At 60.2% G+C, this 13,418-nt stretch carries 13 protein-coding genes; 6 read left to right on the forward strand and 7 right to left on the reverse strand.

The window, feature by feature from the left end:
• From KUW67_RS01115 to KUW67_RS01130, 4 genes are all read right to left on the reverse strand, one after another.
• Nucleotides 1–1,011: an ABC transporter permease gene (locus tag KUW67_RS01115; protein ID WP_224823424.1), complete on the reverse strand. Its 1,011-nt coding sequence runs from the start codon at nucleotides 1,009–1,011 to the stop codon at nucleotides 1–3.
• 98 nt (nucleotides 1,012–1,109) lie between these two features.
• Nucleotides 1,110–2,837 (reverse strand): ABC transporter substrate-binding protein, encoded by a 1,728-nt coding sequence (locus KUW67_RS01120; protein WP_224823425.1) that lies wholly within the window; start codon nucleotides 2,835–2,837, stop codon nucleotides 1,110–1,112.
• Between the two features lie 46 nt (nucleotides 2,838–2,883).
• Nucleotides 2,884–3,564, reverse strand: coding sequence for an MBL fold metallo-hydrolase (locus KUW67_RS01125; protein ID WP_224823426.1), 681 nt, complete (start codon nucleotides 3,562–3,564; stop codon nucleotides 2,884–2,886).
• Entirely contained in the window at nucleotides 3,565–4,389 is an 825-nt protein-coding gene (locus KUW67_RS01130) for a phytanoyl-CoA dioxygenase family protein (RefSeq protein WP_224823427.1), read from the reverse strand.
• Nucleotides 4,390–4,515: 126 nt separating this feature from the next.
• Here KUW67_RS01130 and KUW67_RS01135 point away from each other — a divergent pair, with 126 nt between their 5' ends.
• The 6 genes from KUW67_RS01135 (at nucleotide 4,516) to KUW67_RS01160 (ending at nucleotide 10,301) form a co-directional block, all read left to right on the forward strand.
• The gene (locus KUW67_RS01135) at nucleotides 4,516–5,382 is read left to right on the forward strand and encodes an AraC family transcriptional regulator (RefSeq protein WP_224823428.1); all 867 of its coding nucleotides are present in this window, start codon (nucleotides 4,516–4,518) and stop codon (nucleotides 5,380–5,382) included.
• Between the two features lie 335 nt (nucleotides 5,383–5,717).
• Entirely contained in the window at nucleotides 5,718–6,536 is an 819-nt protein-coding gene (locus KUW67_RS01140; protein ID WP_224823429.1) for an ABC transporter substrate-binding protein, read from the forward strand.
• On the forward strand, nucleotides 6,537–7,397 hold the full coding sequence (locus KUW67_RS01145) for an amino acid ABC transporter permease (RefSeq protein WP_224823430.1): 861 nt from the start codon (nucleotides 6,537–6,539) through the stop codon (nucleotides 7,395–7,397). It begins immediately after the preceding gene.
• A complete protein-coding gene (locus KUW67_RS01150; protein WP_224823431.1) occupies nucleotides 7,394–8,125 on the forward strand; it encodes an amino acid ABC transporter ATP-binding protein in 732 nt (243 codons plus the stop codon). Before KUW67_RS01145 ends, KUW67_RS01150 begins: the two co-directional genes overlap by 4 nt.
• A gap of 164 nt (nucleotides 8,126–8,289) precedes the next feature.
• Complete coding sequence (locus tag KUW67_RS01155) at nucleotides 8,290–9,546, forward strand: hypothetical protein (RefSeq protein ID WP_224823432.1); 1,257 nt, start codon at nucleotides 8,290–8,292, stop codon at nucleotides 9,544–9,546.
• Nucleotides 9,543–10,301 (forward strand): hypothetical protein, encoded by a 759-nt coding sequence (locus KUW67_RS01160; RefSeq protein WP_224823433.1) that lies wholly within the window; start codon nucleotides 9,543–9,545, stop codon nucleotides 10,299–10,301. Before KUW67_RS01155 ends, KUW67_RS01160 begins: the two co-directional genes overlap by 4 nt.
• Before the next feature lie 372 nt (nucleotides 10,302–10,673).
• Here KUW67_RS01160 and KUW67_RS01165 read toward each other — a convergent pair whose 3' ends face one another.
• From KUW67_RS01165 to surE, 3 genes are read right to left on the reverse strand one after another with little or no spacing between them, the layout of a single operon-like run.
• Nucleotides 10,674–11,849 carry a LysM peptidoglycan-binding domain-containing M23 family metallopeptidase gene (locus KUW67_RS01165; protein ID WP_224823434.1) on the reverse strand — a complete coding sequence of 392 codons (1,176 nt, stop codon included), beginning with the start codon at nucleotides 11,847–11,849 and terminating at the stop codon, nucleotides 10,674–10,676.
• Nucleotides 11,850–11,900: 51 nt separating this feature from the next.
• The gene (locus tag KUW67_RS01170; RefSeq protein WP_224823435.1) at nucleotides 11,901–12,542 is read right to left on the reverse strand and encodes a protein-L-isoaspartate(D-aspartate) O-methyltransferase; all 642 of its coding nucleotides are present in this window, start codon (nucleotides 12,540–12,542) and stop codon (nucleotides 11,901–11,903) included.
• A gap of 7 nt (nucleotides 12,543–12,549) precedes the next feature.
• Complete coding sequence (surE, locus tag KUW67_RS01175; RefSeq protein ID WP_224823436.1) at nucleotides 12,550–13,335, reverse strand: 5'/3'-nucleotidase SurE; 786 nt, start codon at nucleotides 13,333–13,335, stop codon at nucleotides 12,550–12,552.
• Nucleotides 13,336–13,418: the final 83 nt, after the last annotated feature.

Raw genomic sequence — 13,418 nt, forward strand, 5'->3', positions numbered from 1 at the left:
TCAAGCCACCTCATGCCGGATGCGAGGATCAATAAACGGGTAGACCAAATCGACAAGAAACACGCTGAGCGCGGTGATCAGAATGATCACGAAGCTCACACCCTGGATCACGGGGAAGTCCTGATTGAGGATCGCATCGTATAGCAGCTTGCCCATGCCGTTATAGGCAAAGATGCGTTCCACCAGAACCTGTCCCGCGATGAGCAGACCGATCTTGAGCGCAAAGGCCGTGATCTGCGGCAGGATCGCATTGCGGATCATGTAGCGGTAAAGAATGTAGCGCGGGCGCAGGCCCTTGGCCTCGGCCAGTTTAACGTAGTCTTCGCCTTGCACCCCGATCATCAGGCCGCGCATGCCCAGGGCCCAGAAGCCGAATGTGACAACGACAATCGAAAGGGCAGGCAAAAAGCCGTGATAGACGACCGACTGCACGAACTCCCATGTCCAGCCGGGTTCGACAAATATGCTGTAGGCCCCGGTCAGCGGGAACCATTGCAGCTTGGCCGCAAAGACCCACATCAGCAAAAGACCCGACAGAATGGGCGGGATCGAGGTAAAGACCATCGCAGCCGGAATGGCCACCCGCACCAGTTTGGGCGAGCGGTCCCAGACCATCAGCGCGCCCAGCAGGTTGCCGATGACAAAGGTGATGATCAGCGACAGGATCATCAGCCCCAGCGTCCAGGGCAGCGCGTTGAGGATCAAGGTGGAGACGGGCGTTGGAAAGGCCGCCGTCGAGAGCCCGAAATCAAACACCAAAGCACCGGTGATATAGCGGAAGTATTGCAGGAGCATTGGCTCGTCGATGCCCATATTGGCGCGCAACTGGGCCAGGATCTCTTCCGAATTGGCAACAGACCCTGCACCGGCAGCCATGCGGCCAAGGGCGATTTCGGCGGGATCAACAGGCGACAGGCGCGGGATGATCCAGATGATCGTCGCGGCGATCAAAACGGTCAGGATCAGCGTGGTCAGCCGGTTGATGAGATAAGCGCGAGGAATGCGTCCCAAAGGGTCTCTCCTTCATGTCAGGTGGCGCTATAAACTCGCCACTCGTGACCGGCGCCCGCTGCAAGCAAAGCGCCGGCCACTCTCTCTGGGAGGGGTCGTCAGTTACCAGCCGGTTCCAGATTATGGATGATCTGATGGGTGTGGTTCCACCAGAAGAACGGATGGTTGTAGTAATTGTCCGCCGTGGGCCAGCCTGTCCAATAGGTCTCGTTCATCGGCAAGAGCTTGGCTGCCTGAACAAGTGGAATGAAGGGCATTTCGGCGTCCAGATGGGCGTAGGCTTCGGCCACAAGACCGGGGATTTCCGCATCCCCCAAAGGACGCGCGGCGATATCTTCCATGATCGCGCTATAGCTTTCAGCAGCCGGACCATCCCAGCGGGCGGTGTTGTTAAAGCCCGGACTACGCTCGCCCACGGGCACCACATCGGCGACCGTATAGCGACCCATCGAGGCCCAAGGCTCGTTCACCGAACCACATGACAGCCAGCTGTAGGACATCTCATACGCACCGAACGGCAGAACCTCGCCCCAGAACACACCGTTTTCCACCGGCACCGCACGGGCGTCGATGCCAGCGCGTTGCAACTGCTCGACAATCACGTCGATGGTGCGGGTGTATTCGGTTGAGGCAGAGTTGACGTGGATCTGCACCGAAAGCGTTTCGCCATCCTTGGTGTAGAAGTCGCCGTCTTTCGACCAGCCCTCCGCCTCAATCAGCGCTTGCCCCGCAGCGACATCAGCGCGTGCAGGCAAACCGTAGCCCGCCTCCACCACAGCGTCGATGAACGGCGACATGGAGCCATATTGCGCGAACATCGTTTGCGACGCGGCCGTCGTGCCTTCATAGGCCACATTCACGATCTGTGTCCGGTCGATGATATTGGCCACGGCTTTGCGCATATTCGCGTTGTCCCAAGGGGCAACGGTTGTGTTGATCTCCAACTGACGCGCACAGGGGTCGGCGGCGGCGTAGGGGTAATCCGCATACCAGGCGATCACATTGGGGTTTTGGGCCTGAATGGCCTCAAATGTGCCGATTGTCACATTCTGCGCGGCATCCAGCTGGTTGGCGGCCATCAACTGCGCCCGGCTTTCCTCGCCGCCGGTTTCCACAAAGACCACACGTGCGGGCGCGGGCAGGTCCATGAAGCCGGTTTTGGCACCCCACCAGTCATCATTGCGATCCCAGATCGCACGGTTCGACGCAGCGGATGTGAAGGTGTAGGGGCCTGTCCCAATCGGTGGGTTGAAGGCGAATGTCGCGGGGTCCTGTCCAGCCCAGACATGCTCTGGCATGATCAGGAAAGACCCGAAGATGCGCACGCCGAAATTTTCAACGATGAAGCGTGGGTTGGGATCGTTGAGGGTGAATTTGACGGTCAGGTCGTCAATCTTCTCAACCGACGCAACCTGCGCTTTGATGGTGGAGGCCTCGCGCGAGGAAATGTCTTCGTTGGTCAGCGCGATATCAGTGGTGAAGATCACGTCATCGGCGTTGAACGCCTCTCCATCTGACCACTCGACCCCGTCGCGCAGCGAGATCGTGAATTCGGTGCTGTCCGCATTGCTTTCAAAGCCAGTCGCGAGCCAGGGATCAACCTCGCCGGTGCCGTAGTTGAGGATAAAAAGCGGCTCCCACATCGTCTGATGCGCGCCGTGCATCCGCTTGGTGCCCGGTGTCATCCAGTTGAAGTTCTCGGGGTCCTGAATGGTGCGATCAAGGTCAAAAATGACCGTGTTCTCGCGGGCAACATCTTGGGCCAATGCCGCCGTTGCCGCCAAGGCAACCGCAGAGGTCGCCAAAAGTAGTCTTCCCAGTTTCATGTTCTTTCCTCCCAGAAAAGGGCTTTTCGCCCAGTATTTTGTCCGGTTACCGGACGTAGTCCATGACCAAAACACGTGTGCGGTCTGGCAGGGCCTCCTTCGTGATTACATGCGTCGCGCCAAAGGCGAAATCGACATCTTCGTCCTTGAAATGGCTCAGAAAACTCTCAATCCACATGGTGTTGCGCGGCTTGTAGGTCAGCGTGCGAAAATGCATCGGGATCACCAGCTTGGGCCGGGTCCGGTGGATCATTTCCATCAGGTCGGGCAACTCCAGCGTCAGATAGCCACCCGCAAGGGCAAAAAGCACATCGACATCTTCGAAAAATGCTTGCTGGGCGTCGGTCAGTGGATTGCCGACATCCCCCATATGCGCAAACCTAATCCCGTCCAGAGTGAACCGGTACATGCCATTCTGGCCCGGAACCTCGTGTTCCGGGTGGTGGTCCCACTCGGCGCCCTCGATGGCGGTGATTTCAATACCGTTCGCTGTCACCGATCCACCGCTCTGCGCTACTGTCAGCGCATTCACCACCGTCGGATCGCCATCGATCAGATCCGCGCGGCAATGGGCGCTGTCATCGTCGGAAGAGATAATGACAAGATCGGCAGGCTCTTTGATCGGCGCATAGCCCACACCTTCGGGTGTATAGGGATCGGTGATTACCCTTGGCCCGCTCGCCGGTGTTACTCCAAACGCTGCATGGCCGAACCACGTGATTTCCATTCAGTTATTCCCCACCACATGCGGACTTTGGGTCAGTTTGATATCGTCATTGTCAGGCCGTGGATGCGTCACCCAGTCTCCGGCATCCCCCCGGCACAAGATCGCTTCCACCCCTTTTGCCCACGCCGGATCAGTAATCCTGACACTGGGTGGGCAATAGCGCAGGGTCAAACCGCAGCGCCTGCGATCAGACCGGTTGGCCAGTGATCCATGCACAAGCATATCGGCATGCAACGAGATTTGTCCCGCCTTCAGCGTATTGGTGAAGGGATCGCCAAGCGCCTCTGCATTCGCGGTTTCCTTATGAAAAACCGCCTCACGTCCGGTAGCCTGCACATCCAGCGCACCTTGGTTATGCGTGCCCGGAATGAACCGCATCGCCGAGTTTTCCGCATCAGCATCATCAATCGCCAGCCAGACCGTTACCGTCCGGGCAGGCGACAGCGCCCAGAATGACGCGTCTTGGTGCCAAGGGACGGCTTTGGGATCGTGCGGTTTCTTGGACAGAACAGCCGTTGCCCAACACAGGATATCAGGACCGATGATGTCCTGCACATGGTCCAGAATGCGAGGGTTGGTCGCGATATCCCAAAGACCCGAAAGACGCGCCTGATAGCAATTCACGCCATAGGCGCCATCGGGCCCTAGATCCGCCATGAGTTGATCAAGATACCGACGAATATGCACGATTTCAGAGGCCGAGAAGACATCGAAAGGCTGCACGAAACCTTGCGCATTGTAATCCGCGACCTGACGCGCGGACAGCTTGAGCCCGTCTTCCTGCACAGCCGGCACAAAGCGCAGGTCCTGCATATCTTCAATCATTGTCGTCCTCCCGCCGGCCATGGTCAGGGACCAGCTGCCAAGAGTCACTAACGAGCTTTGACATTTTATTACACTATATTGATTTTTTATAGCTGCACAGCAGCATTTAATTGCTAATCTTGCGGTATGCAGAAAACAACCTTCTACATCGAGAACTACATCAGGCCGGATGAGGCTTTTCATTTCGCCCGCAAGTCTTTGGCAAAACGGTTTCCCAATGCCGCCCATGATCATAACTTCTTTGAAGTCTTCCTGATTGAGAGCGGCCAAACCAGCCATTGGATCAACGGTGAAACCCAGCAGCTCGAGCCGGGGCACCTGACTTTCATCCGCCCCAATGATGTCCACGCTTTTCGCGCTGACCGCGCCAAAGGATGCCAGATCATCAACGTGATGTTTCGGGTGGAAACAGCGCAGCACCTCAAGGCCAGATACGCCAATCCAATCGCAAACGCGTTCTTTGACAGCGCCGCGCATATGCCCGAAATGCACAAGCTGGACACCGTCCGATTTGCCCGCGCCATCAATGTCGCGCAGCAATTGCAAACGGCCCATCGCTCTTTGGCGCGCATTGAAGAGTTTCTTCTTGTGTTGACCAATCGGGTGGCGGATGCCGCCGGTGGGCTGACCCCAAACGCGCCGCGCTGGTTCGCCGAAGCGTGTAGTGCGGCACAATCGCAAACCGTTTTCAGCCAAGGGGCCGCCGGTTTCATCGCCGCTGCCGGTCGCAGTCACGAACATGTCTGCCGCACCTGCAAAGCGGTCACAGGCCTGACCCCGTCCGAATACATCAATCAGGTTCGCATCGAATATGCAGCCCACCTGTTGCGAAGCGATGAACGTGCCATTGATGATGTGGTCGACGCCTGTGGCTTTGACAACAGCAGCTATTTCTACAGACTGTTTCGCCGCCAATACGGGACGACGCCGCGCAAATACAGGCTCGAAAATCAAAGGGACCCGTTCCAGATGGTTGATAGGGACGGTCGATAATCGACCGACCAGCCGCAATGCGGGATTGCCCCCAAATCACAACGCCTGACAAAAATTCCCAATCGCCAGATCGGATATTGCTCCTGATCTTTGCCGCCAGAAAACTTCGATCTTGCAGCGAAAACCACAAACGGATGGCCAAAATTGGATCGGGCCGCCGGTCTTCAACTCGCGATTATTCAACCATCCGTTGATGAGGCTCCCGCAAGCGATCAAGGAATAGACAGACGCTGTGCCATGGTTTGGGAACACGCATGCGGATGCCTTTGTGCACTGGACAAATCCACCGGCGAGTAAGAACATTCCAGCCAATCAGAAATCAGGGAGACGTTTGGATGAAATTGCTTGCGACCACAGCTTTGGCCTTGGCTATCTCTGCGACCTCGGTGCTGGCTCAAGGCACCTGCGCTGCCGGAAAGACGCTTTCCGACGGCGTGCTGACCATCGCGACCGGCAACCCGGCCTATTATCCGTGGGTGATGAATGACGCACCCGAAAGCGGTGAAGGGTTCGAAGCCGCCGTGGCCTATGCCATCGCCGACAAGATGGGGTTTGCGGCGGATGACGTGACATGGGTGCGCACAAGTTTTGATGAAGCGATCCAGCCGGGTGCGAAGAACTTTGACTTCAACATGCAGCAATACTCGATCACGCCAGAGCGCGAGGAGATGGTCGATTTCAGCCTGCCTTACTACACGGCTGCCATGGCGGTGCTGACCACGCAAAGCGTTGTCGATGCCGGAGCGACCGCAACGTTGGACAGCTTGGCGGGCCTGAAATGGGGGGCGGTCGCGACGACCACCGCGCTTCCGATGCTCAACGACGTGATCCAGCCCGCAAGCGATCCGCTGCTGTACAACGACAACGCCGATGTGAACGCCGCCATCATGGCCGGTCAGATTGATGCGGCGCTCTATGATCTGCCGACCGCGCTTTATCTGTCGGCTGTGGTCGTCGAAGGCGGCGCGCTGTTGGGTCAGTTCCCGCCCGAGCAATCAGAGCGCCCCGACCAGTTTGGCCTGTTGATGGAAGAGGGCTCTGCGTTGAAGGAATGCGTTGATGCCGCAATCTCCGAGCTGACCGAAAGTGGTGAGTTGGCCGCGATCGAGGCCAAGTGGCTCGCCGAAGCAACAGGCGTTCCGGTCATCGAGTAGATGGCCGACACATCGTTGCAACCCCGCACGAAAGAGCGCGCCGCCGACGCGCCCACACGCCGCGAGGTCTATGAGGCGGGTGTGCGGCGTCGCGCGAACCGGATCGCGCTGATCTCGACGGTCAGTGTGGTTTTGGCCATTGTCCTGCTGGTGCCGCTCGCCCCGGGGTGGGAGGCCGTGCAACGCGCCTTCTTCAACGGTCGGGTCTTTGCAGCGACCTTTCCCGGGCTACTCGAAGCCTTTTTGTTGAACGTGATGATCTTTGCGTGGTCCGCGCCCCTGATCGCGCTCACCGGTCTGGCCATCGCGCTGTGCCGGGACGCCCGTGCGCCTGCGCTCTTTCCTCTGCGGCTGTTCGGGATCGCCTATACGGACATCTTTCGGGGCCTGCCCGTCGTGCTGGTCATCTACATCATCGGCTTCGGCGTCCCCGGACTGGGCCTGCCGCGACCCTGGAACAGCCCGTATATCTGGGGCACGCTGGCGCTTGTGCTGGTCTATTCGGCCTATGTGGCCGAGGTCATCCGGTCGGGTATCGACTCGATCCACCAGTCCCAACGATCCGCCGCCGCCTCGCTGGGTCTCAGCGACCGGGACACGATGCGTTTTGTCGTGCTGCCGCAGGCGATCCGCAATGTGGTGCCTGCCAATATGAACCTCTTTATCGCGCTTCAGAAAGACGTGGCGCTGTTGTCCTTTATCGGCCCGGTCGAGATCTTTCGGCAGGCGGGCGTTTACAAATCGCTCTACGCGAACTTCACGCCCTATGTCGGTGCGGCGCTGATCTTTCTGGCCTTGACGATCCCCGCTACGCGATATGCCGATTACCTGATGAACAAACAGAACCGGGCGCGCTCATGACGGCAAAACTGAGATTGCGCGGGGTGCGCAAGCGGTTCGGAGATCATGAGGTGTGCAAGGGCATTGATCTGGATGTGGCGGAAGGCGAGATGGTGTGCCTGATCGGTGCATCCGGGTCGGGCAAATCCACGCTGCTGCGCTGCATGAACCTTCTTGAGCCGATTGACGACGGGACAATCTGGCTGGACGGGCAGGATATCTCCGAGCCGGGTCTCGATCCCCAGCCCGTGCGCCAGAAGATCGGCATCGTGTTTCAAAGCTATAACCTCTTCCCCCATATGACCGCGGCCGAGAACGTCATGCTGGCCCCACGCCGCGTGCGCGGGCTGAGCCGGGATGATCTGCGCCCGAAAGTCACCCAGCTTTTCACGCGCTTTGGGCTGGGCGACCGGATGGAGCACTATCCAGACCAGCTCTCTGGCGGTCAGCAACAGCGGGTCGCGATCATCCGGGCGCTGGCGATGGAACCGCAGATCATGCTGTTTGACGAGATCACAAGCGCGCTTGACCCCGAACTTGTGGGCGAGGTTCTGGACGTGCTGCGCGATCTGCGCGGGCAGGGGATGACGATGGTGCTGGCCACGCACGAGATGGGCTTTGCCCGCGAACTGGCCGACAAGGTCTGCTTTCTGGATGCCGGTCGCATATTGGAGCAAGGCCCGCCAGACGCGCTATTTGCGGCCCCCCGCGAAGCGCGCACCAAGGCTTTCCTGTCGCGCGTCCTGTGACGCGATTTTGTGGCGAGCATCCGCCGCCAACGCGCGCGCCGATCAAAGTTGCGGCATCGCAATGGACTCTCATAGACGACCTGCGCCATTGTCAGACAGGTTGAGGGTGTTGTGCTGTCATTTCGGCGGTCTGGCCCAGATAAGTCATCAAGCGGAGACAGATCGTGAACCAGGACACAAACGGGCTGCGCCATGCGCGCGAGGTTGAAGACCACCTGACATGGCTCGACAGTTTCACGTCCGCAGCCCTTGGCGTTCTGGCCGTTGCATCGGGCATCTACACCTATCTCGGGGTGCGCGGATTGCTTGACGATGGTGGCGCCTTGTCACTTTTCGCCGCTGTTGCGTATTCCGCCGCCGTTTCCACGGGGATCTTTGTGTTCTGGTCCTATCTGCTGCGCCTGCTGCCGGTGATGCGCACCGCAGCGACGCGGCTTTGGCTGCTTTTTGCGATGGTCATCGGCTCTGGTGCCATCATCGCGATGTCATCCTGGCTGAACGCTGCAGCCCTTGCAGGCTCGGCGGCGGTTGAACAACACCTCGCCAAGACCGTGCAGGACTATCAGACATCTCTTGAACGCTCCCACGAGATCACCTTGCAGGCCCAAGCGCTTGGGCTGGATGTCGGACGCACCCGCCAGAGCTTCGAGGACCTGTCCGAGCAAGAGGCAGGCGGTGGCCTGTCAGGCCTTGCCGGGCGCGGCGCTGTCTTTCGCGTTCTGACCCAAAAATCAGACGAACTGGCCGCACTTGAGCAATTGATCCTTGCGCAGGAGGTCCCGATCGCAGCGGCTTTTGCGGAAGGCAACGCCATTCTCAGCCGGATGCGCGCGCTGACCGTCGCCCCCGGCGCGGTCGAGGACCGGTCGGTGCAATTCTCGGAAGAAGCCGTCAGATTGGCGGGCGTGATCACGACACTCAGGCAGCTATCGGTGGCCCCGCTGGTGGATCGCGCGGCCCGTGATCTGGCGCAATCGGTGGTGTTGCCACGGCTGGATGCGGACAATGTTGGCGGGCAGGCGGCACAGCAGGCCACCATCACCTCTCTGCTTGAGGTCCTCGCGCAACGTGCCGATACGCTGCAAGTCGCAGCCTCGGACGTGCTGGCCATCGAACCTGCATCAGAGGTGATTTATACGCCCATCTCCACAGCCGATGCCGTGATCCTTTATGCGCGCAACTTCGCACCGTCTTGGGCGGGGGCGATTGCGATTGATCTGTTGCCAGCGGTTTTGGTGATGATTGTCGCGGTAGCACAGGCCGCCATCCGAACGGGGCGCGAACCAGCCGACCCCAAAGACACCCTGACAGTGGCCGAATTACAGGCGGCGGTGATCGCCATTCGCGATATGCAGAGCGCGCCCTCGGCGCAAAGTCATGAAACCACCGAGCGGCCACCGACACCGCGGGTCGTCGAATGACCGATCAGACCCAAACCGACCCTCCGGTTCTGACCGAGCGGCGCACGATGCGGTGGCTTTTGGGCGGTCAGGTTGTGGTCGCCTTGCTTTTGAAACTGGCGGATGCGGCGGGCATGCTGCCCAGCTTGCTTGCGCCATCCTCGGACGCGCCCGCGTTGAACCGGCCCACGCAACCCGGCGATCAGACGCGCCGCTACCAGCCGTCAAATCCGACGCAACCGGGCGCAGGCATTGACCCCAACATGCCAAGCCAGCTGATAGTGACGACCCAAGGCGTCGACACTGTGACCCTGCGCGGTGCGATTGCGCCGGGCGACGGGGCGCGTATCGTTGCGGAACTGCAGCGGATTGCGCCGACGATCGTGACGCTCGACAGCCCCGGCGGCAGCGTATCGGATGCGTTGGAGATCGGGCGCACGCTACGCCAGTTAGAGATGACAACACAGATCGCAGAGCAAAGCGTGTGCCTGTCTGCCTGTCCTTATATCTTTGTCGGCGGGGTCCAACGGACAGTCGCAGAAGGGGCCCGCGTCGGCGTGCATCAGCATAGTTTTGGCGAAAACACGATGTTGCCCGCGTTTCTTGCAACGCAGGACATTCAAAGCGGTCAGGCCGAGGTCTTGGCGCATTTCGATGACATGGGAATTGATCTGCGCATTATGGGGCCTGCCTTGGCAACACCTTCAAACGAAATCTATATCCTGAACCGGACCGAACTGACCGACTGGAATGTCGTGTCAGAAGGGGCCTCCTGACGCGCGACCCTGTAGCGGTTTGCGCGACAGGGTCTCAACCTTCATCTAGGCAGGATCACGTCCCGCAGGCTCTCGACCAAAACAAGATCCTTACCGGCAGCTCAACACAGCGCCCGCGGACCGCTCAAACAGCTCTGTGCATTGTTTAAGAAAACCTGATCAGACCGACCGGCGCTGCGCTGCTCGGTATTATGTTAAGTCTGGAAATGCCCGATCCAACCGGACCTGGTTCATTGCCACATCAAGAGGGTTTCGCATGCGAAACCCTTCTCAGCCGCCCAACCCAAACTAAGCCCCGTTTCGCGTGCGAAACCGGATTTTGGCGGGGCAGGCAGCCCTTTGCTGAATGCAACCTTAAGAGCGCGTGCGGCGCTAGTTCAGATAAGGCATCGGATCGACGGCATCAAAACCCTTGCGGACCTCGAAATGCAGGAACGGCGCGTCCGAGCCGCGTACTTCGGCGATCTTCTGGCCCTTGCGCACCTGCGCGCCCTCCGCGACCGCGATGTCATCGATATTGGCATAGACGGTCAGCAACCCGTCCGAATGGCGCAGCACAAGGATCGGCACCTGATCGGTATCTGCCGTGATCGCGGCCACCTCGCCGCCATCGGCGGCGCGCACGGGCGCACCTGCAGCCGCTCCGATGTCGATACCGTCATTGGTTCCTTTGCGGAACGCCCGGATGATCGGACCGTCTGCGGGCATCTGCATCCGCGCGTCTGAATTGGAGGGCTGCGTTTGCTGCGCGCCAAGATCCGGGCTTTCAGGGCGCGGCGCGGCGGCGGCGATATTCGGGTTATCCTCGGGCAAGGGCTGCACAGCGCTGGGCGGTGTCGGCGTGGGCGATCCGGTGCCAGGATCGTTTACCGCAGCCGGGGTCGGGCTGCCGCCCGGGACCACAACAGGGATCAGCAGGAACTGGCCTTCGCGCACCGACATGGCGCTGTCCAGACCGTTCCATTCGGCCAGCGACCGGGGCGAAACATTGTAAAGCCGCGCGATGGAGAAAGCGGTCTCTCCGCGCTCGACCCGGTGGCGGATCGGCTCCACGCCTGTGGGCGCATTCGGTATGACGCGGGGCTGGCTCGCCTCGGCATTGGCAATCGCGCTGCCGGCAAGCTCGGTCACATCGACCTGTGACGGGGTCAGCGGCCCGGTTGTGGCCGACCCGGTGGCGGGCGAGGGTTCCGTCACACGGCGCGGGAGCGAGATCAGCTCCCCTTCGCGCAGCACGTCGCCCGTGGTCAACCCGTTATGGCGCGCCAGCTCGTCTGGCGACAGGCCAATGCGGCGGGCCACATCCGCGACCGTGTCACCGCGACGGGCCAGGGCGACTTGGTAATTCGGATAGGAAATGACCCCCCGATTGTCCGAGGGCGGACGCGCGGCGGTGGCGTTTTGCGCAGCATCCGTGGTGTCAAACCCACCTCCCAGATCGCGCAGATCGAAATCCAGCGGCTGGTCGCATGCGGCCAGAAAAAAGCATGTGCTGCCCAGCAATAAGGGCCTCATCAGCGGGCGGGCGGGCAAGCGGAAAACTGCCATGGCGCGTGTCCTCAATCCTTTCGGCGCGGGTTTCTCCCACACTCTTGTCATCTACTCTTTGCCCAGACCTTCCAGAAGGGGCACAAATCTCACGGGGCGCAATTCGTCGTAGTCATAGCCTGTGTCACTGCGCGTCACCCGTATCAGGCTTTGCACCGTGTCCGACTGCCCCACCGGCACAACCATGATACCCCCGATCTTGAGCTGCGCCAAGAGCGGACCGGGCGGGTCCTCGGCTGCCGCTGTCACGAGGATGCGGTCAAAGGGCGCCTGATCGGGCAAGCCATGGCTGCCATCGGCGGTGAAGGCGGTGATATTGGTAATGTCTTGCGCGTCAAATATCGCGCGGGCTTCTGTCACCAGACGCTTGTAGCGGTCGACCGTGTAGACCCGCCGCGCCAGATGGGCGAGGATTGCGGCTTGGTAACCCGAGCCGGTGCCGACCTCCAGCACCTTGTCGCGCGGGCTCACTTTGAGCGCTTGGGTCATCAAGCCCACAACCGATGGCTGGCTGATTGTCTGCCCACAGGCGATGGGCAAGGGCATATCCTCATAGGCGCGTTCCGCAAACAGCCCTTTCACGAAGGGGCCACGATCCACCTTTTCCATTGCATCCAGAACGCGTGCATCCGTCACCCCGCGCGAGCGCAGCGCGAAGAGAAACTGCATTTTGCGTTCAGCCTCAGAGGTCATCAGGGCGTCATCCCATCTGCGCTTTCAACGCATCGAGCGTGTCATGGGCCGTCAAATCCGCGCGCATTGGCGTGACGCTGATATAGCCATCAAGATTGGCATGCGCATCGGTGCCGGGAGCGGTCGGATGATGCTGGGGACCGCCTTTGACCCACAGGAACTTGCGGCCCGAGGGCGCGTGATGCGGTTCGACCTTGAACTGGGTGTCCGGGCGGCGGCCTTGGGCCGTGACGGCGACCCCTTTGACCTCCGCGCCGCGCACGGGCGGAAAGTTGACGTTATAGAAGATCGAATAATCGCTGGGATTGTCCAATTGCGCGGCCAACAAGCGGCGCACGACATCGGCACCATGCTGGGCAGAGGCCTCGAACGGGTTCTCCAGATCGACATTCTCTGGCCCATAATATTGCGACAATGCCATGGCGGGAATGCCCTGCAACGCGGCCTCCATCGCGCCACCGATGGTGCCGGAATAGAGCGTGTTTTCCGCCGAGTTATTGCCCCGATTGACGCCAGAGAGCACCAGATCGGGGCCGTTGCCATTCATCACGTCATGCAGTCCGGCCAAGACACAATCCGCAGGCGAGCCTTCGGCGGCAAAGCGGCGGGGGCCCAGCTCCATAATCATCGTCGGGTGCGTGTAGGAGATGCAATGCCCAACGCCCGATTGCTCAAAGGCGGGTGCGACCGTCCAGACCTCGCCCTCGGGGCCTGCAATCTCGGTTGCGATCGCGGTGAGAACCTCTAGCCCCGGTGCGTTGATACCGTCGTCATTTGTGATGAGAATACGCATGCTTTGCCCCTTTTGACCTTCCTATGGGAGCAGGGTGCGGGCGACAAGCCTCTTCATCTATGCCCAAATACTCCCGCCGGAGG

It is taken from the genome of Cognatishimia sp. MH4019 (assembly GCF_020177595.1).
Classification (GTDB): Bacteria; Pseudomonadota; Alphaproteobacteria; order Rhodobacterales; family Rhodobacteraceae; genus JAHTBL01.

Coding starts and splice junctions, on each gene's coding strand:
- KUW67_RS01120 (WP_224823425.1), bottom strand. CDS start 2,837: ATGAAACTGGGAAGACTACTTTTGGCGACCTCTGCGGTTGCCTTGGCG.
- KUW67_RS01125 (WP_224823426.1), bottom strand. CDS start 3,564: ATGGAAATCACGTGGTTCGGCCATGCAGCGTTTGGAGTAACACCGGCG.
- KUW67_RS01130 (WP_224823427.1), bottom strand. CDS start 4,389: ATGATTGAAGATATGCAGGACCTGCGCTTTGTGCCGGCTGTGCAGGAA.
- KUW67_RS01135 (WP_224823428.1), top strand. CDS start 4,516: ATGCAGAAAACAACCTTCTACATCGAGAACTACATCAGGCCGGATGAG.
- KUW67_RS01140 (WP_224823429.1), top strand. CDS start 5,718: ATGAAATTGCTTGCGACCACAGCTTTGGCCTTGGCTATCTCTGCGACC.
- KUW67_RS01145 (WP_224823430.1), top strand. CDS start 6,537: ATGGCCGACACATCGTTGCAACCCCGCACGAAAGAGCGCGCCGCCGAC.
- KUW67_RS01150 (WP_224823431.1), top strand. CDS start 7,394: ATGACGGCAAAACTGAGATTGCGCGGGGTGCGCAAGCGGTTCGGAGAT.
- KUW67_RS01160 (WP_224823433.1), top strand. CDS start 9,543: ATGACCGATCAGACCCAAACCGACCCTCCGGTTCTGACCGAGCGGCGC.
- KUW67_RS01165 (WP_224823434.1), bottom strand. CDS start 11,849: ATGGCAGTTTTCCGCTTGCCCGCCCGCCCGCTGATGAGGCCCTTATTG.
- KUW67_RS01170 (WP_224823435.1), bottom strand. CDS start 12,542: ATGACCTCTGAGGCTGAACGCAAAATGCAGTTTCTCTTCGCGCTGCGC.
- surE (WP_224823436.1), bottom strand. CDS start 13,335: ATGCGTATTCTCATCACAAATGACGACGGTATCAACGCACCGGGGCTA.